Here is a 20,555-nt window from a genome sequence, read left to right on the forward strand (position 1 = left end):
TCGGCGGTCAGGCTTTTTTATAAGGTTGCCCCATCGACTCCTTTCAATGCTGCCCAATCGTCATTTTGTGTGGGGAAATGATGGGTCGGAGAACTCTATAGATCCACGAGATCCCCGTTCGGCATCAAGTCGTCTTCAGGCGGCGAGCCGGTCTCGTTGAAGATCTTCTTCCTCACACAGGTTTCCGATTTTTTCTTGTTATTACAGTACTCGTCGATCAACGAAGCGCAGGTTTTTTTATAGGAATCCCGGTATTTCTTCAAGAATCCGCAATCCTCGAACTTCTCACACATATCCATTTTTTCTTCTCTCTCAAGTGGTTTTTCTTAAAGCAGATTGTCAACAGTAAAAATCGCTATTTACCGTGCATCCGTTTACAAAGCACCGATTGGGGATTGAATATGAGATTACCCCGTCTCTCATCAGTCCTTTTTCGGCGCAGAAAGTACTTCATTCGTTTTAAATCGGATTTATGCTCAAAAAAAAGCGGCTTTCGGCCGCCTCACTCTAAACCCAGATTTTGAGATTTGCTTTTTCCATAATCGGTCAAAAAAATCGTCCCTATCCCAACATGCCTTTTCCGCCCCCACCCCCCCCCTCAGCTCGACTTTCCCACCTCCCCTAACTCAACTTTCCCACTCCTGTCTCAATTTCCCTGTCTCCCCGACTCAACTCTCCCCACCCCAACTTGCCTTCCCCCCCTAATTCAACTTTCCCACTCCCCACCCGACTCAAGTTGCCCGACCCTCGACACAATTAACTTCCTCTACCCCTTCTTGAATCCTACTGACCCGTTACCTAAAAATCCCTGCCCCCCTTTTAAATCCTCTCGGCATTTTGTATAAACCTATTCTGCCCTTTCTTTATTGGGACTAATCAGAATACTTGATATCGAAGTCCGATTCCATCTCGTCTATAAATTCCAGGGTCGCCTTGAAGTATTCCAGGGTGCCGTGCTCCGTTCCCTTCATCGCTTCAAGTTTCTTGACCTGGTTTTCCTCTGTGGCCTCCGGTGAGGTTATATGGAGGTATATCCTGTCCCTCAACGATGAGTCGTCACAGGAGATCGACAGGGAGCCTTCGGAAAACGAGATCTCACCTATTTTTGTTCCGCTTTTTATAATGTCAGCTTTCATATTAAATTCCTATTTGGGAATTATAGCATAAGTGACAGATGAGAGACAAGAAAAAATAGACTTTTTCGAGAGGAGCACAGAGTTTTTATTTTTTCCTCTTTTTATCGGAGAGGACGATTCCGGATCCGCTTTTCGAATATTTTATTGTGTCTGGACTGTTTTGGAAGTTTGCCTGCCAATATTGTCGACCGTAATTACTCCTTTATCTTGGTAAAGTTTTTCTATCAATTCAGGAACCTAACATTGCAGTAGGACTCCCGCTCTTCGATCTGGCGGATGATCTCCCTCTTTACTTCCCAGTCGTCCTCTATCGGCTCGACGCTGGAGACCTGCTGTCCCTTATCGTTCACCGCATATTTATATTTTACTATATATCCCGGCACCACGGCGAAGCGTCCGCCTCCCATCCCGCAGCAGGAGGTATCCACGACTCCGAAGCCGATTATGGCAAGGACTTCTCTGTCGTTGAGGGCGATTTTCAGCTCCTTCTCCGGCGTGTAAGACCCCGCAATGGCGGTGACCTCTTCTTCGAGGTTTGGGTGTACGTAGTCTTTTGTCATCTATATCCCCTTTTCGGATTTACAATATTTCTTTGTTTGATATTTTACGCTTTTAATATAGCAAAGATGTGCGTTTTTGTCAAGGTGTTGGGAGTTGCATTGTGTCGGCATGACCTTCGGGATATTTAGCGTGATCATCTTTCCGTTCGGCATGTTGATAAAAAAGGTGATGAAAAAAAGAGTGCTATAATGTAGAATATGTCTTTATCAGATCTGTTTATGGGGGGATGAGATGAGGTATATAAAAATTTTAACGGTCTTTGTTTTATTGATCTTAATCGCCGTTCCCGCCGCTGAGCCGCAGGAACGCCATCCGATGGTGATTGCAATTTCGCCCTGGATAGGGTACGGGCCGCTTTACGTCGCTAAGGAGAAGAGGTTTTTTGATGACCTCGATGTGGAGATAAAGATAATCAAGGAGCAGGACAAGCGGATAGCCCAGCTGATGGGGAGGTACGCCCAGATAGTCGCGTGTCCGGCCGGGGCTATGGTCAGAAACAGCAGGAAGGAGGTCGAGTTCAGGGCGTTTTTGGTGATCGACGAGTCGAGGGGGGGGCGACGGACTCGTGGCCATGAGGGGGATTTACGATATACGCGACCTTGCGGGGAGGAAGGTCTCGATGGCCCTTTACACCCCCAGCGAGTTCTGGTTCGATATGCTCTTGGAGAGAAGGGACCTGGAGGATCTCAAGGAGGAGATAAGTTTTGTAAACTTCGAGGGATTGGAGGCCCTTTCCGCCCTTAGAAGGGGGGACGTTGACGCAATGGTCGGCAGGGAGCCGTTTTTGTCCTCGGCCGTGAGGGAGTTTAAGGGAAACGTCATAGCCACAAGCAGCGAGACCCCCGGTCTCGTGGTGGACGTCCTCTTCTCCCAGAGGGAGACGATCGAGAGGAGGCACGGCGACTTCGAGAAGGTGGTGAGGGGCGTTTACAGGGCCGTAGACTGGATGGAGAGAAATCCCGGCGCGGCGAAGGGGATTATCAAGAAATATCTTGGGGAGAACTACAGGGTCGCCTCCGATTTCGACAACACATTTTCCGCGGTATCCTTTTACGACAGGAATATGAACCTGCGCTATTTCGGCACGGAGGACCATCCGGGGGACTTCGAGGATACATTGGACGAGATTATCGATTACTGGAGAGACAAGGGCGAGCTCTCGTGGAAGCCGGACCCCGAGGATTTTATCGAGTATTCACTGGTGCCGACGTACGAGTGATTTTATCAATCTCATTTTTACTAAATTTCAGAGTTGTCGATGAGCCGAAAAAGGTCAAAAGAGGTCGAGTTTCAGGGCTTGGGCGTTTCTCCCGGAGTGGCGATCGGTAGGGCGGAGCTTTACCTGAACGAGGTTGAAGAGACGGCCGTAATACAGATTCCGCCCGATGGCAGGGAGGATGAGGTCAAGCGTTACTTCGACGCCCTATCAAGCGTCAAGGAGCATCTTGCCGGGGACGCCCGTATCGTGTCGAAGATGATCGGGCGGCCGGAGGCGGCGATCTATATTGCCCAGCTGGAGATGCTTAAAGGCACGCTTTTTCAGAAGGCGATTCCGGAAGGGATAATGGAAAAGGGGATAAACGCCGAGGCGGTGGTTTTGGACAGGCTCAAGTCTTTCGAGAGGATGGAAGAGGGGCTGTCCGGCTCTCACTCGGAGATGAGAGAGAAGCACAAGATGGACATCAGGGACCTCAAGCGGCACATCATCGGGCGCCTGATGAAGAAGAATCCCCAGTGTCTTCTCTTCTTTGACGATGTGATCCTTGTGGCGCCGGAGCTTCTGCCCTCGGACATTACCCTTTTTTCCCAGAGGCAGGTCTTGGGGATCGTCACCGAGACGGGGGGGAGAAACAGTCACGCCGCCATTCTGGCGAGATCCCAGGGGATACCCGCTGTGATGGGGATAAATAGGTTCACAAGGAAGGTCGGGATGGGGGATGGTCTCATCATCGACGGCTCTTCCGGGAGCGTTTACCTCAATCCGAAGCAGAAGACCCGGAAGAGGTATCTTGAGAAGAGGGACCGTGAAATTTCGGCCAGGCAGGAGATGGAGAGGCTGATCGATCTCCCTTCGGTGACGACGGACGGGGTCCATGTCTCGATTATGGCCAACATCGGGAGGAGCGAGGACGCGTCCCTAGCTAAGAAGTACGGTGCCCAGGGTATAGGCCTTTTCAGGACGGAGCTGCCGTTTCTGATGGGGGAGCACTTCGTCTCGGAGGACGAGCAGTACGAGCTTTACAGGGAAGTCATATCGATGATGGACGATCTGCCGGTAACCATAAGGACGCTCGACCTGGGGGGGGACAAGTTTTTCGCCCATGACCTGATAGACAGGGAGGACAATCCCTTTCTCGGCTTGAGGTCTATCCGATTTTCAATGAAATACGCCGACATCTTTTTGACGCAGTTGAGGGCCATCCTTCGGGCGTCTGCCCACGGCAGGGTCAAGATAATGTTTCCGATGGTTACATCGATAGTCGAGATAGAAGAGATACTCAAGATCTACGAGGCTGCGAAAAAGGATGTGATAGCCAAGGGAATAAAGCCGAAGCACGAGCCGGCGCTCGGAATCATGATAGAGGTTCCCTCGGCGGCGCTGATGGCGGGGGAGTTCCTTAGACACTTCGAATTTGCCAGCATAGGGACAAACGACCTGATTCAGTACACGCTCGCCGTGGATCGCGGAAACAGGGCGGTATCCGGGCTGTATACGCCCTACGAGCCCTCGGTGCTGAAGCTGATAGCGATGGTTGCTAAGGCGGGAAAGGCCTGTGGAAAGGAAGTAAACGTCTGCGGGGAGATGGCGTCAAATCCCCTTCTGGCGTCCCTCCTCGTGGGTCTCGGCATAAGGGTCCTCTCGATGGAGCCGAGGAGCATATTGAGGGCCAAGAGCGCCCTCCTCTCGACGGACGCAAAGAGGGCGGAGGCCGTGGCAAGGAGGGTCCTTGGGATGGCCACACCGCTGGAGGTCGAGAATTTTCTGAGAAACGAGCTCCATGTGAACGGTATATAGGAGGGCGAAATAGCCTTATATTGTTTTGGGTGCGGATTTCTAAATCGGAATTGTCTTGCCGGTTTGATTAAAACTCCATCCTCTTTCCGATTTTGACTTCCGGGGAATCCCCTGGGAAATTCCCGAAGGGGCGGTCGTGGCCGGGGACTACTATCCCCGGGATGGAGAGGATTTTCCTGACGCTCTCCCTGTGGGCGGCGAGGTCTATATGAGGCTCGTCGAATATGTCGGAGTCGGATGCTATCATCCTTCGGCTGACGGCGTCCCCTGCTATGATGAGGTTGGTTACATCTCCTTTTACGATATAGGAGGTGTGGTGTTTTGTGTGGCCGGGGGTCTCTATGGGGGTAACGCACCTCGGAATATCGGTTCCCTCCTCTATCCAGAGGTATCCGTCCCCCTTTGCGCTTAATCCCCCCTCTATGGAGCGCCACTTTTCAAGAACCCTCCCGCTGTGCTCCATAAGCGCGTCGCGCCTGTCGATAATGATAGAGTCGTCGAGGTATGGGAAGTAACCCTTCATATAGTCGAATTTGTCCTCGGCCTCGGTGAAGTCGATGAGCCATTTCAGGGAAAAGCGAAAATCTTTTAGGCTCGCGATCTTGGGCGCCTTTTGAAAAAGCTCGTTTCCGCCGGAGTGATCTCCGTGGAAGTGGGTGTTGAAGACGTGGGTTACGTCATCAGCCGAAAAGCCGAGCTTTTTTAGGGCGGACAGGAGATCGTCCCGGCCGTAGAGGCCCGTGTCGAACAGCATAAGGTTCTCCCCGTCGTCGACCAGCGTGCTTACGCAGGGAAGGCGGGAGGTCTTGCCAAAGGCCTTTACGGGCATCGAGGTCAATATGATATGTGCTACCGGCATAACTTGATATGATATAATATTGCGTCGGCGCAGTAAAGTAAAAAATTAGTTTTGCAGATCAGGGTTGTTTTGGAAAATCGTCAGGAGTTTATTTTTTTGAAGGCACAGTCCGTTACAATAAGGCCCTACAAGACCGGGGACGCGAGGGCGGTCATCGGGATCATGCGGGAGGTATTCATCGATGAGTATGGGTGGACAACGGCCTTTTTGAGAGAGGCGGTAAGGACGTTGAGGAAGATGCTGATGACGATGATCCCGGTAAGCGAGCTGTTTCTTGTCTGTGAGTCAAGGGAAGGGCTTTGCGGGGTGATGTTTCTTAAGGTGGGGGAAGAGGACTCCGCCTTTATCCGATGGCTTGCGGTAAAGAGGGGTTACCGCGGGCGGGGGATCGGGAGGATTTTGCTAGAGGCGGCCCTTGAATTTTCCAGGGAGGCGGGATACGAGAGCGTGAAGCTCATCACGGTCGGCCAGTTGCATGAGGCGATGGAGTTATACAGGTGTGCCGGGTTCATCGAGGTCGGTCAAAAGGAGACGGTCTTATGGGATATGGAGATGAACGTCCATTATATGGAGATTCGTCTATAAATTTTTGCCTAACATGTCGACCGTCTATTGACAAAGCCTTTAAAATCCTATATGAATAGTGAACGGTAAGTCAAAAAAGCACTTTATATTGTAAAATAACTTAAGCTGTTTGAGGAGGAAGCGATGAGCAATTACGTTGTTGATGAGCGGGACCAAAAGTTTGTCTTGTACGAACAGTTGGACATAGAGAAGCTCACGGGGTATCAGAGATACTCGGATTTTTCAAAGGATGTCTTCGATATGGTAATCGAAGAGGCCCGCAAGTTTACCGTGGATATCTTGGAGCCCACGGTCGAGGAGGGGGAGAAAGAGGGGTGCAGCCTCAAGGACGGCGTGGTATCCGTCCCGAAGTGCTTCCACGAGCCTTACAAGACATTCTGCGAGGGGGGCTGGCTGAGCATGGTTCACAGTCCCGAGGTCGGCGGACAGGGAATGCCCCAGATTTTGGGGACGGCGGCCAGGGAATATTTTAACGTCAACTTTTCATTCTTGGCCTACGTGGGGTTGACCGAGGGGGCCGCCCACCTGATTCATAATTTCGGCACCGAGGAGCAGAAAAACAAGTATTTGTACAAGATGTTCTCCGGCGAGTGGGGTGGATCGATGGTCCTTACGGAGCCTGGGGCCGGAACGGACGTGGGGTCGCTTAAGACCTCCGCCAAGAAGAACCCTGACGGCACCTACTCGATCACCGGGACGAAGATGTTCATAACCGGAGCCGATCAGGACCTGGTTCCGAACATCGTACACCCGGTTCTCGCCAGGGTCGAGGGTGCGCCCGCCGGAACCAAGGGTATATCAATCTTCCTCGTTCCCAAGTACCTCGTGAAAGACGACGGCAGCCTGGGCGAGAGGAACGACTGGAACGTCTCAAACATCGAGAAGAAGATGGGGATCAAGGCCTCGGCCACCTGCGTTGTGAACTTCGGCGACAACGGCAAGTGCTACGCAGAGATCCTGGGCGAAGAGGGCCAGGGGATGAAGATCATGTTCGTCCTCATGAACGAGGCGAGGATAGGTGTCGGAATACAGGGGCTTACCGCCGCCTCCAGGGCCTATCTCTACTCGGTCAAGTACGCAAAGGAGAGGCTCCAGGGGTCCGACCTCGCAAATTTCAGGAACCCGGACGCCCCGAGGGTCCCCATCATCAACCACCCGGACGTGAGAAGGATGCTCCTCTGGATGAAGTCCCACACAGAGGCGTTGAGGTCGCTGGTCTACTACACCTCCTGGTGCTCCGATATGGCGGTAGTGGCGGAGAGTGAAGAGGAGAGGGAGAAGTGGCACGGGATTCTCGAGGTCTTGACGCCGATCCTCAAGGCGTACGGGTCAGACACCGGCTTCAAGGTGGCAGACCAGGGGATCATGGTTCACGGGGGATACGGCTACACCTCCGATTACCCGGTGGAGCAGATACTGAGGGACGTGAAGATCGCCGCCATCTACGAGGGGACGAACGGCATCCAGTCCCTCGACCTCGTGGGGAGGAAGCTGGGCCAGAAGAAGGGGCAGAACTTCATGAGCCTAATGGGCGAGATATACGGCTTTATATCCAGACAGGAGAAAAATGAGAAGATAAAAGACCTCGTAGCCAAGCTGAAGGAGGGGGTCGATACCCTGGGCGAAATGGCCGGCTTCTTTGCGAAATGCGGCAAAGAGGGCAAGTTCCTCGTGCCGGTCGGTAACGCCTACCCGTTTCTGAACCTCATGGCCACGGTTCTTTCCGCCTGGATGCTCGTCTGGCAGGCCTCCATCGCCTCGGAGAAGCTCGACGCGATGGCGAAAGAGAAGGGGGCCGATCCCTCCGACTGGGGGAAGTGGGCCGAGTTCATAAAGGACAACGCCGACGCCGCTTACTACTCCGGAAAGGTGGCCGCCGCCAAATATTACGTCAACAACGTCCTTCCGGGGATAGACTCCATCGCCAAGGCGATCAAGACGGAAGACCTCTCGATCATGGAGATCGCGGAGGAGTCGTTCGCCTTTTAGTGTCGGGGAGGGTCGGTCGGCTTTTTAGAATGGGTCGGGATTGTTTTATGACTTATGATTTAAGGGTAAGGGTTAGGGGGATCATAGATAATTATTTTGACGTGTGAAAACTGAAAGGGGGGGCCCATGTTACGTATTAGTATTAATATCGGCCCCCCTTGTGATTCAAGCGTGCGGGGAAAACGGTTTTTAGTGGAACTGGTTTAGGGGGGGAGATCAATCGGTTTGTCGGCACGGTCGGGGGGGTCGCGGCAATTATCTTGACATGTGAAATCTCAGGGGGGAGGGCTGTCGTCCCCCCTTTTATTGTTGGATATCGGGTTTTTAAATTTGGCTGGAGAGCCTTGACCGATGAAGTTCGGCCTCTCCATGTGCGGTAAAATCGAAAGAGACCTTTATTAAAAAGAAAGGTTTATCAACAAGCAGACTTCCTCCTATCGATTGATTCAGTCTAATCCCTATCGGTTGAGAACGTCGTCCTTTTTGCCTCTTTTCTCCTCCTCGTGTTTTGTAAGTATCTCCTGGGCAAGGGCGAGGTATGCCATGGCGCCCTTCGAGTTTATATCGGAGAGGATGACCGGCTTTTTCATCATCGGGGCCTCGGCGAGCCTTACTGTCCTCGGGATGATCGTCGAGAAGACCTTTTCCCCCATCGCCTTTTTTATATCCTCGGCCACCTTCTTGCCGAGATTCGTCCTGAAGTCGACCATGGTCAGAAGAACGCCCTCTATCGTGAGGGACGGGTTGTAGGTCCTTGCCACCTCCCGGGCGGTTTGAAGGAGCCTTCCAAGGCTCTCCTTGGAGAAGTACTCTCCCTGAACCGGGATGAGGATCGAGTCCGCCGCAATCATCGTGGCTATGGAGATCGACCCGAGGGAGGGAGGACAGTCGAGGATTATATAGTCATAAAACTTGTCGACCTCTGCGAACATCTGCTTGAGCTTGAACTTGTCCTTCTTCATAATCTGGTTGAGAATGTCCTCCTCGCTGGATGATTTGACATTTGACCCGATTACGTCAAGGAACTTTATCTCCGTGTGAAAGATGGCCTCTACGATCGAGACATCGTGGTAGAGGAGATCGTACAGGCCGTACTTGTTTCCCTTCTTGTCATGTTCGAAGGAGGACGAGACACCGCACTGGGGATCGATGCCGACAAGCAGCGTCCTTACTTCAAGGGCCGCTACGCTCGCGGCGAGGTTGACGGCGGTCGTGGTCTTGCCCACGCCCCCCTTCTGGCTTACTACGGCTAAAACTCTGGCCATACGGTGAATTACACTCCTTAAGAGAAATCTATAATTGCGGCTGTAATGAACTCAAATAAAAGAGCTTCGCACCCCTTGACGGCTTGACCTAAGTATCGGGACACTCTTTCTGCAATGGTTAAACAGCCTCAAAAAACTATTCTCATCGCGGGAACGTAAAGACGAAAAAACTGTTTTTTTCCATTATCTCTGATTCCCACTCGTTTTTCAAATGCCTTCAACGACAATTTGAGATTTTCGGTCGATACGAAAAATCCCTTTATTACGAGAGCGCTTCGATTCTTGCGCGGGTTCTCTTTCAGCCTTTGTTACCATGATAAACCGCCGGGTCGATCGCCGATATCGATCAACCCCTCAATCAATATCTCTATCGGATTCTCATATCTCAATGCCCTGAACATCGACCCAAGCATCAGCCAATCGGCTTAATCTTAATTACGGACCTCTATTCCGACCGGCCCCTCTCATATTTGCATGCTCTCAGACCTCAAACACTCCAACGAGGATCACCCCTCATCATTTTCTTGAGGTTTTGCAAGGGAGCCGGCCATCTTGTTCAGCAGGTCGGAGTCTTCCTTGAACTTCCTCAAATCCTCATCGTCTATTTTGCCCTTGTCCGAGACCTTTTTTAGGATTCCGCCCATGTCGGCGTAGAGCCTCTGGATATCGTCAAGGTGTTTTTTTGTGGCTTGGGATTCTTCCGCCAGGATTTCCCCTTCGGCTGTTTCCGGCTTTTTTACGGACTCCAAAAAACCCATCAGTTTTTTGAGGCCGTATTCCAGGCCGCTTTGGGCCTGTTTTATCGCGTAAATCGATTTATCGGAAAGCTCCACCTCTCCCGAGGCGATCTCCTTTGATACCTCGGCGATGTTTGAGAGCTCCGATTCGATAAGGTCGAGGCCCATGTAACGGGTTGCGCTCATGAGGGACAGAGACGCTTCTTCGAGATCGAGGACGGCCTCTTTTTGGGGCGAGGATGTGGAGATGGAATCGAGGATCTTGGAGATATTCGCTGTAAACTCCTTCAATCGAGAAATGTAGTACTCCAACAGCTCCGGGTCGTCTTCGTATATATCCTCCTCGAAGTAATCTTCCGGCGCTTCTTCGTCGGCGGCCGGTATGGCTGAGAAAGATATCTCCTCCGAGAGTCGAGGCGTCTTCAGGATCCTCGGCAGTATCTCGATCCCGACCAGGCGGTTCGGATCGAGAAAATCCTTTATATCCTTTGCAAGGGAGAGGGATATCCCCCTGACCGTGATAATCTTTGCCAGGGGAGCGTTGGCGATATCCTCTATATTTTCAAATCCATTCTCGATGAGTGCCGTGGCCTTTTCTCTGCCGATTCCGGGGATCATCAATAATTTTTCAATCTTCGATTCATCGACGGGCTTATCTCGTTTTTCATAGACGACTTCTGTCACCTCCGGCTCGGCCACCTCAGGCGGTATGACTTTCTCGAGCTCTTTAAATCTACCCTTGAATTTGACCAGGTTTTCGCCTATCTCTCCGGGACTGTCGAGGATGTCGGTTAAGTCTATAAGGGAATCCTCGATTTCCTCGATGCCGGTCATCCTGACGGCCCAGATAAACTCGTTGACCTCGGTTCTGAGCCCCATTACGTTTTTTGGCGATGGATCTTCTATTGCGCCTTCAAGCTTTGTCTTTACGTCGGCCATGAACCTGGGGGACATTTTGCCGGTTATAGTTTCCAGCTCATCTATAAGAGACATAAGAATAGATCCTTATACACGTTTTCAAGAGACATTAATAAGGCCGTTTAGATTGACCATGTCATAGACGTCTCCCATGAGGTATTCGAGAATCCTCGGCAGATTATCTATGTCCGCCATAAGATCCACGGCGCCTTCCCTTACCGCGTTTTCCCCGACTATCGGAAGCACTCCCCCGCCCTCGCTGATGGCTATTGTGGTGCCCCCCCGATCCTTTATCGCCTTGAGGCCCTGAATTCCGTCGTTGCCGATTCCCTCCACGAGGATTCCCATGACCAGATCCCCGAAGGCCTCGGCCGTGCTCTTCATCATCGTATCGATGGTCCCGGTTTTGTAAGGCAGCGAGACCAGCTTGCCGCCGCCGTCGACGGTGCCCTTAATCCCGAAAGAATCCCCCAAAGACGTCGTGTAACAGACCCCCCCGACAATATTCTCCCCCGCTACGGCGCCCTTGATCGACCATTGGGTGTACCTGTCAAATTTCGATATGAATTTCTCAATAATCTCCTTGGGAAGGGGTAGTGACAGAAAGAGGGCCGTATCGTTTCTCCTCGGGAGCGTCGAGGCCAGCTTCAGGGCCGAGGAGATACCGACCCTGGGCACCCCCAATACCAGAAAATAGGTCGGCTTGTCTTTACAGCTTTCCCAGCCCGGCTTTTCGTACAGGGTGAGCTTTACCCTTTTCAGCCTCGTGATGTCGGCTTTGGAAATGGTGTCGATCGATTTTATGAACTCCTTTAGGAGGTTGTCTGAGGGATTTCTTATTTCATCGGCCGAAAGGGAGATGAAGTCGAGTAGTCCGAGGCGAAATGCGTCAAACATGCTCGAGGCAGTATCAGAGGTGTTCCCGACCCCAAGGACCTTGTAAGGACCGTGGAGCTGAACGAGCTTGAGCTGTCTCATAGTGGCCTTGTGATCGCCGGAGAATCCGAGGACGACCACAACATTCCCCCGCTTCTCGAGCTCCGTTGTCGCCTCCTCCACATCGGAAAAGATCCCTATGACCTGGGCCGAGTCGTTAACCCTGAGGAGGGTCTCGACGGCTCCCCTTAGCTTCTCGTCCGAAATTATTATCGCAACCCAAGTTTTCATATGATTCATTAAGTCCCTTTATGTAAAATACCGCTTTATAATGATTCTAATGCTGTTTTTTTTACTTAATTCTTTTTATAAACTTAAAAAGCAAAAAATTCAAGTCTTTTTTTTGTACTGCTGTTCCGGTGTATTTTGGGGAGGTGAGGTGGTGGAAAAAGTTAAAGTACAAATCACAATATTATACAAATAATAAATCCAAAAAAGGGTCAATTGTACAGTCTTGACCCGCACCCGACTTTCTTAAATATCCGCCGTCCTCCGGTCGAGGTTATCGTAAAAAAACGGGGCTATAGAAATGTGAGGCCGATTCCTGTAAACAGGCTAATCGAAGACGAAGGCGGTCTTTACGGCCCCGTACCTCTCCTTGAACACGTTTACCTTTATCGCCTCCCTGTAGTCCTTCAGGGGGAATTTGTGCGTAACATATTTTTCGAGGTCTATCTTCTTTTCCCTTATCAGGTCCAGGGCCACATCCCAAGTATAGACGCTCTTTCCCTTGTAGTCCTGCATCCCGTATCCGAGGGATCCGGTCATGGTGATCTCCTTGAACCAGATGGGGGTCAGGTCAACCTTTTCCGTTGCGGCAAGGCCGATGAGCCCGTAGAATCCCCCTGTCCTGATGAGCCTCAGCGACATCTGCATTGTCGCGGCGTGGCCGACCGTGTCGAATATTTTGTCAACGCCCCCCATCAGTATCTGATCGCCTAAAATCGGCTTGTAGACCCTTGCGCCTGTCATCTCTGCTATTATCTCGTATATCGTCCTTTTCTCGCGGCCCGGGTAGATGACTATATCGGCCCCCGCCTCTTTCGCTATCCCGCCGCTGAAGGGCGATTCTTCGATCACGACGATCTTGGCCTTTCCGCCGAGTCCCCTTATGGCAGCGACCGCGGAGAGCCCAAGCGGCCCCGCCCCTATCACGATTACGGTGTCGCTGTCGTCCGGGAAGTTATTCATGACGGGGTGGAGGGACGAGCAGAAGGCGTCGATCATCACAGCTGTCTCGTCGCTTATGCCGTCGAGCCTGTAGATCTGGGATTTATGGGCGAGAAAATATTTGCTCCAGCCGCCCCCGGTCTCATTTGAGTAGCCGGTGTTCGCCCCCCTGGCGATTTTCCCCTCGGCCGAGTTTTCGCAGACGGAAGGCTCCCCCCGGGCGCAGCTTGGGCAAATCTCATCCATCCCCCTCGCCTCGCACGACAGGGCCGGGTTTACGACCACCCTGTCGCCTGCTGAAAATCCCCTGACGCCGCTTCCCACCTCGGCCAGGGTGCCGGCGTTTTCGTGTCCCGGTATGAAGGGGAACGAGGCGAACGGGCTCAGGGTGGGGCTGTCGGCCATCTTTATGGCGCTCATGTCTGAGGCGCATATCCCTGAGAGCTTCGTCTTGACGACCGCCCAGTCCTCGTTGGGGAGGGTCGGCTCCTCGACTTCGGCAAGCCTTATCGGCGAGATCGGGCTCCACATTACGCTTTTTGTTATCATCCCCCCAAGCGTCATTCCGAGGAACCTAAGAATACTGAAATTATAGACAATTGCTTTCATAATGCCTCCGGTTAAAAAGATATAATCTTGATAAAGTATCAAACGATAAATATCAAATGATAACACGTCAAAACTTCGGGGAAAAGTAGGTCTCGATTCTAACCGGCTCTCCCAGCCTTCCCCTTATGTCTGTGTCCTTCCAGTAAAGCTCAGCCATCTTCACACCCTCCCTCATATGCCCCTCGATCTCGACTCGTATCTCCTCAATCTTCTCGTCGTCAGCGTTTTTCGGGACGTAGAATGGTCCAGTAAAAATATATACGATCTTGGAAAGTGGCGCCGGCATCCACATCCCGTCCCAGGTGGGAAGGGTGAAGTGTGGCCTTGCCGCGGCGCTCATAACCAAAATCGGAGATCCCGACTCCCTGGCGAGGTGAACGAGACCCTTCTTCAAAACGAGGGCGGGCCCGGAGGGGCCGTCGACCGTAAGCCCGGCGTGGAAACCCTCGTCTTTGATGAGCTTGATCATGGCGTCGAGGGCCTCCTTGCCCTTCATGTCCTTTATCCTGCCGCCCTTCTTCACCTTTTTTGGTGCGCCCCTGACCGTTAGTATCCCCACCGATTTCATCGTCCGGGCGCCCACCTCGCCGCTGTCCTTGTGGCTGCTCATTATCACGTGGCGTTTGTGGCTTGCGTACATGAAATAATACTGGGCGTATCTGTGCCAGTGGGCATAGATGATCCCCTTCCCTTTTGAGAGAAGCTCATCTTCGAGGGGCTTTCCTATCACGTACACCTTGGAGGACTTGTAAAAGGAGCCGATTATCAGCATCATTGACGGTATCCCGGTTTTGAACATGAGCCGCCGGGTCGGCTTGAAACGACTGTCGTCATAGGGGCCGAAGTGAACCCCGTATTGCTCGGGATTTTTTATGTCCCATGGGAAATCGTTGTTTTTTTTCTTCATATCAATTTGGGCAATTGTTTTTTACCGTTTAAGACATCATGATAACAGAAAAATCGTACCCGTCCAAATAAAACGAGAGGGAGGCTTGAGATGGCGGAAGGATCGCCCACGATGTGTCGGGGAGTTTAAAATCGCCCTTTATTTCTTCCGTCCCCCGAGGTAGTACTCCCTCACCATGTTGTTTCCCCTCAAGTTTTCGGCCGTGCCCTCGAGCACGATCCTCCCGGTCTCCATGACGTAGCCGAAATCGGCGACCTCAAGGGCCATCCTGGCGTTTTGCTCGACGATCAGAACGGTCACCCCCTCCCTGTTTATCTCCCTTATTATGCCGAAAATATCCTTGACCAGCATCGGGGCGAGGCCCAAGGACGGCTCGTCCAGCATCAACAATCTGGGCCTCGACATCAATCCCCTGGCGACGGCGAGCATCTGCTGCTCCCCGCCGGAGAGGGTCGACGTGATCTGCTTCTTGCGATCCTTCAGTACAGGGAAATATCCGTTTACCCTTTCGAGGTCTTCCTTTATCCCGGCCCTCTCCCTTCTGATATATGATCCCATCTTGAGGTTTTCCGATACGGTGAGATCGCCGAAGAGCTCGCGCCCCTCGGGGACGCAGGATATCCCCGCCCTGACAATATGCTCCGGCCTCATGGAGTCTATGGGACGGCCGTCAAAGAGGATCGTCCCTTCATCTCTGCGGCCACGGATCAATCCGGAGATCCTTTTTAAGACGCTGCTCTTTCCCGCCCCGTTCGCTCCGAGGAGGGCGACCACGCTCCCCTCCTCGACGCTCATGGATAGATCGGAGACGACGGCAGACGCGTCGTAGCGGACCTCCACCCCCGTCAGCTCAAGAAGGCTTTTGCGGCCCCCTTTTTCGGGCGAGACGCCTTTAGATACGCCTCTCCCTCTTTTTTTCTCTCCCATCTTCAAATCCAGAATCATATCCGCGCTTCCTCTCCCAGATATGCCCTGACCACCTCCGGGTTTCTCTGTATCTCTTCCGGCGTGCCCTGGGCAATCTTTTCGCCGAAGTTCACGGCTAGGACCTCATCCGAGATGTCCATTACGAGGTTCATGTCGTGCTCGACGACGACTACGGTAATATCCTTGGAGACGGCTATATCCTTTATCCTGTGTTTCAGCTCCTCCCTCTCCCTGACGTTCATCCCGCCGGACGGCTCGTCCAGTAGGAGAAGCTCCGGCTCCATCGCCATCGCCCTTGCCAGCTCCACGGTTTTTTTCGTCCCGTAGGGGAGCCCCCCCGCCGGTTTGTCCCTCACCGAAATCAGGTTGAGAAGGTCGATTATACCGTCCGCTGCCTTCCTCTGGGCAATCTCCTCTTTTGCGCATCTTCTGTTCAAGGTCAGCATCGACCTGAAAATCCCGCCGGCAGTGTGGATATGGCGGCCGACAAGGACGTTTTCGAGGACGGTCATGCGGGGGAAAAGCCCCATGTTCTGAAAGCTCCTCGCGATCTTGAGTCTCGCCACCTGATGGGGCCTGAATCCCGTTATGTCCCTATCCCTGAAGCGGATCGTCCCGAAGTCCGGCCTGCACTGGCCGCCGATGCAGTTGAATATCGTGGTCTTGCCGGCGCCGTTGGGGCCGATGATGGAAAATATCCCCCCCTCTTTCACCTCAAACGAGACACCTTTCAGGGCGCGGAGTCCTCCGAAGGAGATCGACAACTCCTTGACCTTGAGTATCGGCATTGATGACATCTAAACGCCCCTCTTTATCCGCGTCGAAAGGAGTCCCTCGGGCCTTATTATCAGAACGACGATGATCACTATGAATGCGAAAGGGGTCTTGTATCCCATGGATATGTAGCTCCCGAAGAGGTTCTCGGAGACGCCGAGCATCCACCCCCCGATGATGACCCCAGGGAGGCTCCCCAGCCCCCCGAGGACCGCCGCCGAGAAGGCCTTGAGAAACGGAAACAGTATAACCGTGTTGTCGAGGTTGAGCTTGGCCGCAGTCAGTATTCCTGCTGTGGCGGCCAAAACCGAGCTTATCCCCCAAGTGACGGCGAAGATGGTCCTGGTGCCTATCCCCATGAGGCCCGCCGCCTCCCTGTTCTGAAAGGTCGCCCGCATCGCTATCCCCAGCCTCGTGAATCTGAAAAAGAGGTAGAGGACGACGATAATGCAGCTGGTTATCCCAAGGATAATCAGATCGAGCTGGTCTATTGGGATTTTTCCCAGCTTAAACAGTTTGAAGTCGCTCAGGGGCGGCGGCATGGCGTAGACCTCCGTCCCGAAGAGCCCGATTATGGTGCCGTCCAGTATCTGCCAGAGGCCTATGGTTATGACGATGAGTCCCAGGTGGCTCGGCTCTTTCGCGGGCCTCAAGAAGACGACCTCGAGGATCACGCCGAAGAAAAAGGCGAAGACGGCCGTAAGGACGGCTATGAGGGCAAACGCTAAGATGGAGAAGTTATCCACGTTAAGCCCGCCGAGGATGCCGATACGGCAGGCCCAATCGAAAAGGTGGGCCGATATGGGGCCCGTATATTTTGTCATCATCATGTATATTAAAAACGTGGAGAAGAGCCCCATGTTGCCGTGGGCGAAGTTCAGCACATCGTTCGTCTTGTAGATCATGACGACTCCCAAGGCAATCATCCCGTAGAGGCTTCCGGTGGCGAGCCCCTGGATCGTGAGGTATGCCATGGTCTCCGGGGTATTCATCTTACTCTCTTCCCCCTGTATAATCTTCCGCCCTTTATCTTGAGCGCCAGTTGAGACAGCATCCCGCTCAGTCCTCTCGGCTGAAAGATAACGATGACGATCATTATGGCACCTGAGATGATTGCGCTGGCAAAACTGTACTTCGCAAAAAGGAGGGGGATGACCGTCAGAAGTCCCGCCCCCAGTATCGAGCCGAAAATTGAGCCGAGCCCTCCCACCACGATCATGGCGATCATGTCGATGTTGATCATGATTCCGTACTGGGAAGGCTCGATGAAGTCCATCATGTTCGCGTGGAGGGCGCCGGCGACCCCCACATAAAACGCTGACACGGCAAAGGCCATGGTCCTGTAGCGGGTGACGTTGATCCCCAGGGCGCCAGACGCCGCCTCGCTATCGCCTACGGCGATAAAGGCCCTACCCACCTTAGATCTCACGATCTTGAGCGCAAAGAGAATCAACAAGAGCGCGGCCAAAAGTATTATGAAGTAGACCTGATTTTCGCTTGAGAGCTTTTGACTGAAGATCGAGACCTCATCGGTTACCGAGTGGCCGAAGAGGCTGATGGCGGGGGTGCGAAGCCCGCTCCTTCCCCCCGTTATCGACTCGGTCAGGACGAGGGACTGCTCCACGAATATGCCGAAGCCGAGGGTCACTATGGCAAGATAGGGACCCTTTGTCCTCAGGGCGATGAATCCGAGCACCAAACCGATGACCGATGCCACGAAACCCGAAAGGATGACGGCGGCGATAAACGGCGTTTCGATGTTGAAGGGAAGCTTGAGATGGATAAGAGTCATGACCGAAAAATATGCCCCCACCGCCATGAAGCCGGAGTGTCCCAATGATATCTGCCCCGTGTACCCCACGAGGAGGTTCAGCCCCACCGCCACGATGATGTTTATCAGGATGAGGTTTGCGACGTAAACGAAATATTTCCCGGCGAAGATCGGGAACATGAGGAGAAGGACTATAAGCAGAATAACGCCGACGGCAGAGCGGACGCTCTTTATAAGCCTGATGTCGTTGTAGTAATCGTGCCTTTTATTCATGGAATTCACATTGTATGGATGAGCTTCCTCATCTGTATGAAAAGCTAAAAAAACGATTTTAAGAGATTTTTTTTGAGACAACGGGGATTCTTTATCGTTTTCGCCCCTTTATGTTTTTAGAGCCGGTCATCTTTTCCCACTCCCAGTCTTTTCGGGTCCCGGGATTAGTCCGTTACTGTATAACAAAAGATTTTGATAAATTCAAGATTTTCTTTGACATTACGCTTTATTCTTATATAAAATTAGCTACACATTCGGATTTATGCATATCTTTTTGAATATCACCTTTACGGTATGATTTATTCCGGAGGAAGATTGACCAAATATATAGTTAATAATTGAAATTATATTAAGGAGGAGATCATGGCAAAGAAGAAGACCGAAGCAAAAACATCTAAGAAGCCGTGGGTGGAGTTTTACCCCGAGGGGGTTCCCGAGACTATCGAGTTTGAAGATACGACGATCGTCGAGGCGATGGAGCGGACGGTGAAGAGGTTTCCGAACAACCCCTCCGCGTACTTCATGGGCAAGACGATCACGTTCGGGGAGTTCGGGGATATTGTCAAGCGCTTTGCGACCGCAATGGCTGGGATGGGCGTGAAGAAGGGGAGCAGGGTTGCCACCCTCCTCCCGAATATCCCCCAGATGGCCATCGCCTACTACGGTGCCATGATGGCCGGCGCCACCCTCGTTCTCAACAATCCCCTCTACACCGACCACGAGCTTGAGTATCAACTGAACGACTCGGAATCGGAATATCTTGTCACCCTCGACCTGTTGGCGCCCAGGATGATAGCTTTGAGGCCCAAGACCAAGTTAAAGAAGATAATCGTCTGCCACATAAACGACTACCTTCCCTTTCCGAAAAAACAGCTCTTTCCCCACGTCAAGAAGGCGATGTTCAGAAAGATCGAAAAAACCCAGGATGTCTTCGAGTTTTTGGACCTCATAAGGAAGAACAAGCCGAATCCCCCGAAGGTCAAGTTCACCTTCGATGATATGGGGACGATCCAGTACACGGGGGGGACGACCGGCGTCTCCAAGGGAGTCGTGTTGAGCCACGGGAACCTTAGCAAAAACGTCCAGCAGATCTCCGCCTGGTACCCGAGCTTCGTTCAGGGGGAGGAGTCGGCCGTTGCGTGCCTCCCATTCTTCCACTCCTTCGGGATGACGTGCGTTATGAACTTCGGCATATGGAACGGCTGGGCGGGGGCGTATATCCCCAGGCCGGAGCCCCAGCCGATCCTCGAGGCGATAGACAAGCACAAGCTCTCCTTTCTCCCAGCCGTCCCGACGATGTTCATCGGGATGCTCAGGCATCCGGATTTCAACAAGTACGACCTGAGCTCGCTGAAGGGATGCTTCTCCGGCGCCGCCCCCCTGCCCCTGGAGGTCATCAAGGAGTTCGAGGAGGCCACCGGCTCCCAGATATGCGAGGGGTACGGGCTTTCGGAGACGACGCCGGTGACCCACATCAATCCCTTCGGCGGAAAGACAAAGGTTGGAAGCATCGGGCTGCCCGTGCCTAATACCGAGGTCAAGATTGTAGACATCGATACGGGCAAGAAGGAGGTTGCAATCGGAGAGCCGGGGGAGGTTATTATCAAGGGTCCCCAGGTCACGGAAGGGTATTACAAAAAACCGGAGGAGACGAAAAAGGCGATAAAGGACGGCTGGCTATACACCGGCGACATTGGGACCATGGACGAGGAGGGTTATTTCTACATCGTGGATCGGAAGAAGGACATGATAATCGCCGGCGGTTACAACATCTACCCCAGAGACATCGACGAGGTCCTCTTTGAGCATCCGAAGGTGGTGGAGGCCTGCACCATCGGCGTGCCCCACGAATACCGGGGGGAGACCGTCAAGGCCTACGTAGTCCTCAAGGAGGGGGAGACCGCGACAGAGGAGGAGATGATCGACTACTGCAAGGAGAAGCTCGCCAAATACAAGGTCCCGAAGCTGATCGAGTTTACTGACAGCCTACCCAAGAGCGCCGTCGGAAAGATATTGAGAAAGGAGCTCAGGGCCATGGAGCTCGAAAAGATAGATAAGAAGAAATAGCGACGGGAGGGATCATTTGGTGGTCTAAAGGGGGCCCCGGAAAATTCGGGGCCCT

The 20,555-nt window shown here is 52.7% G+C and carries 18 protein-coding genes; 5 read left to right on the top strand and 13 right to left on the bottom strand.

Features of this window, described 5'->3' with window-relative positions; all coding sequences use genetic code 11:
• Positions 1-95: 95 nt before the first annotated feature.
• The 3 genes from JW984_13425 to JW984_13435 form a co-directional block, all read right to left on the bottom strand.
• Complete coding sequence (locus tag JW984_13425; protein MBN1574192.1) at positions 96-299, bottom strand: hypothetical protein; 204 nt, start codon at positions 297-299, stop codon at positions 96-98.
• Between the two features lie 573 nt (positions 300-872).
• The gene (locus JW984_13430; protein MBN1574193.1) at positions 873-1,136 is read right to left on the bottom strand and encodes a hypothetical protein; all 264 of its coding nucleotides are present in this window, start codon (positions 1,134-1,136) and stop codon (positions 873-875) included.
• A gap of 224 nt (positions 1,137-1,360) precedes the next feature.
• Positions 1,361-1,696, bottom strand: coding sequence for a hypothetical protein (locus JW984_13435; GenBank protein MBN1574194.1), 336 nt, complete (start codon positions 1,694-1,696; stop codon positions 1,361-1,363).
• A 566-nt stretch (positions 1,697-2,262) separates the two neighbouring features.
• On the opposite strand from JW984_13435, the gene JW984_13440 reads away from it, so the two are divergent.
• Positions 2,263-2,916, top strand: a complete 654-nt coding sequence (locus JW984_13440) for an ABC transporter substrate-binding protein (GenBank protein MBN1574195.1) — start codon at positions 2,263-2,265, stop codon at positions 2,914-2,916.
• 39 nt (positions 2,917-2,955) lie between these two features.
• A complete protein-coding gene (gene ptsP, locus JW984_13445; GenBank protein MBN1574196.1) occupies positions 2,956-4,713 on the top strand; it encodes a phosphoenolpyruvate--protein phosphotransferase in 1,758 nt (585 codons plus the stop codon).
• 67 nt (positions 4,714-4,780) lie between these two features.
• On the opposite strand, the gene JW984_13450 is transcribed toward ptsP, so the two are convergent.
• Positions 4,781-5,572, bottom strand: coding sequence for an MBL fold metallo-hydrolase (locus JW984_13450; GenBank protein ID MBN1574197.1), 792 nt, complete (start codon positions 5,570-5,572; stop codon positions 4,781-4,783).
• A gap of 96 nt (positions 5,573-5,668) precedes the next feature.
• Here JW984_13450 and JW984_13455 point away from each other — a divergent pair, with 96 nt between their 5' ends.
• A complete protein-coding gene (locus JW984_13455; protein MBN1574198.1) occupies positions 5,669-6,157 on the top strand; it encodes a GNAT family N-acetyltransferase in 489 nt (162 codons plus the stop codon).
• A gap of 123 nt (positions 6,158-6,280) precedes the next feature.
• Positions 6,281-8,146 (top strand): acyl-CoA dehydrogenase, encoded by a 1,866-nt coding sequence (locus JW984_13460; GenBank protein MBN1574199.1) that lies wholly within the window; start codon positions 6,281-6,283, stop codon positions 8,144-8,146.
• Positions 8,147-8,604: 458 nt separating this feature from the next.
• Here JW984_13460 and JW984_13465 read toward each other — a convergent pair whose 3' ends face one another.
• From JW984_13465 to JW984_13505, 9 genes are all read right to left on the bottom strand, one after another.
• The gene (locus JW984_13465; GenBank protein ID MBN1574200.1) at positions 8,605-9,411 is read right to left on the bottom strand and encodes a ParA family protein; all 807 of its coding nucleotides are present in this window, start codon (positions 9,409-9,411) and stop codon (positions 8,605-8,607) included.
• Between the two features lie 506 nt (positions 9,412-9,917).
• Positions 9,918-11,141 (bottom strand): helix-hairpin-helix domain-containing protein, encoded by a 1,224-nt coding sequence (locus JW984_13470; protein MBN1574201.1) that lies wholly within the window; start codon positions 11,139-11,141, stop codon positions 9,918-9,920.
• Between the two features lie 24 nt (positions 11,142-11,165).
• Positions 11,166-12,233: a chemotaxis protein CheB gene (locus JW984_13475; GenBank protein MBN1574202.1), complete on the bottom strand. Its 1,068-nt coding sequence runs from the start codon at positions 12,231-12,233 to the stop codon at positions 11,166-11,168.
• A 324-nt stretch (positions 12,234-12,557) separates the two neighbouring features.
• The gene (locus tag JW984_13480; protein ID MBN1574203.1) at positions 12,558-13,781 is read right to left on the bottom strand and encodes a zinc-binding dehydrogenase; all 1,224 of its coding nucleotides are present in this window, start codon (positions 13,779-13,781) and stop codon (positions 12,558-12,560) included.
• Positions 13,782-13,848: 67 nt separating this feature from the next.
• Positions 13,849-14,688 (bottom strand): DUF374 domain-containing protein, encoded by an 840-nt coding sequence (locus tag JW984_13485; GenBank protein MBN1574204.1) that lies wholly within the window; start codon positions 14,686-14,688, stop codon positions 13,849-13,851.
• 138 nt (positions 14,689-14,826) lie between these two features.
• Complete coding sequence (locus tag JW984_13490) at positions 14,827-15,615, bottom strand: ABC transporter ATP-binding protein (protein ID MBN1574205.1); 789 nt, start codon at positions 15,613-15,615, stop codon at positions 14,827-14,829.
• Between the two features lie 14 nt (positions 15,616-15,629).
• Complete coding sequence (locus JW984_13495; protein MBN1574206.1) at positions 15,630-16,403, bottom strand: ABC transporter ATP-binding protein; 774 nt, start codon at positions 16,401-16,403, stop codon at positions 15,630-15,632.
• 9 nt (positions 16,404-16,412) lie between these two features.
• A complete protein-coding gene (locus JW984_13500) occupies positions 16,413-17,381 on the bottom strand; it encodes a branched-chain amino acid ABC transporter permease (GenBank protein ID MBN1574207.1) in 969 nt (322 codons plus the stop codon).
• Positions 17,378-18,433: a branched-chain amino acid ABC transporter permease gene (locus tag JW984_13505; protein MBN1574208.1), complete on the bottom strand. Its 1,056-nt coding sequence runs from the start codon at positions 18,431-18,433 to the stop codon at positions 17,378-17,380. Before JW984_13505 ends, JW984_13500 begins: the two co-directional genes overlap by 4 nt.
• 363 nt (positions 18,434-18,796) lie before the next feature.
• Here JW984_13505 and JW984_13510 point away from each other — a divergent pair, with 363 nt between their 5' ends.
• Positions 18,797-20,500 (top strand): long-chain fatty acid--CoA ligase, encoded by a 1,704-nt coding sequence (locus JW984_13510; protein ID MBN1574209.1) that lies wholly within the window; start codon positions 18,797-18,799, stop codon positions 20,498-20,500.
• Positions 20,501-20,555: the final 55 nt, after the last annotated feature.

The organism is Candidatus Zymogenus saltonus, from assembly GCA_016929395.1.
Lineage (GTDB): Bacteria > Desulfobacterota > Zymogenia > Zymogenales > Zymogenaceae > Zymogenus > Zymogenus saltonus.

Excerpts from the sequence above, each read along its gene's own strand:
- JW984_13485 (MBN1574204.1), bottom strand. The coding sequence starts at position 14,688 with ATGAAGAAAAAAAACAACGATTTCCCATGGGACATAAAAAATCCCGAG.
- JW984_13425 (MBN1574192.1), bottom strand. The coding sequence starts at position 299 with ATGGATATGTGTGAGAAGTTCGAGGATTGCGGATTCTTGAAGAAATAC.
- JW984_13450 (MBN1574197.1), bottom strand. The coding sequence starts at position 5,572 with ATGCCGGTAGCACATATCATATTGACCTCGATGCCCGTAAAGGCCTTT.
- JW984_13500 (MBN1574207.1), bottom strand. The coding sequence starts at position 17,381 with ATGAATACCCCGGAGACCATGGCATACCTCACGATCCAGGGGCTCGCC.
- JW984_13465 (MBN1574200.1), bottom strand. The coding sequence starts at position 9,411 with ATGGCCAGAGTTTTAGCCGTAGTAAGCCAGAAGGGGGGCGTGGGCAAG.
- JW984_13510 (MBN1574209.1), top strand. The coding sequence starts at position 18,797 with ATGGCAAAGAAGAAGACCGAAGCAAAAACATCTAAGAAGCCGTGGGTG.
- JW984_13460 (MBN1574199.1), top strand. The coding sequence starts at position 6,281 with ATGAGCAATTACGTTGTTGATGAGCGGGACCAAAAGTTTGTCTTGTAC.
- JW984_13480 (MBN1574203.1), bottom strand. The coding sequence starts at position 13,781 with ATGAAAGCAATTGTCTATAATTTCAGTATTCTTAGGTTCCTCGGAATG.
- ptsP (MBN1574196.1), top strand. The coding sequence starts at position 2,956 with ATGAGCCGAAAAAGGTCAAAAGAGGTCGAGTTTCAGGGCTTGGGCGTT.
- JW984_13495 (MBN1574206.1), bottom strand. The coding sequence starts at position 16,403 with ATGCCGATACTCAAGGTCAAGGAGTTGTCGATCTCCTTCGGAGGACTC.
- JW984_13475 (MBN1574202.1), bottom strand. The coding sequence starts at position 12,233 with ATGAAAACTTGGGTTGCGATAATAATTTCGGACGAGAAGCTAAGGGGA.
- JW984_13470 (MBN1574201.1), bottom strand. The coding sequence starts at position 11,141 with ATGTCTCTTATAGATGAGCTGGAAACTATAACCGGCAAAATGTCCCCC.
- JW984_13505 (MBN1574208.1), bottom strand. The coding sequence starts at position 18,433 with ATGAATAAAAGGCACGATTACTACAACGACATCAGGCTTATAAAGAGC.
- JW984_13430 (MBN1574193.1), bottom strand. The coding sequence starts at position 1,136 with ATGAAAGCTGACATTATAAAAAGCGGAACAAAAATAGGTGAGATCTCG.
- JW984_13435 (MBN1574194.1), bottom strand. The coding sequence starts at position 1,696 with ATGACAAAAGACTACGTACACCCAAACCTCGAAGAAGAGGTCACCGCC.
- JW984_13490 (MBN1574205.1), bottom strand. The coding sequence starts at position 15,615 with ATGGGAGAGAAAAAAAGAGGGAGAGGCGTATCTAAAGGCGTCTCGCCC.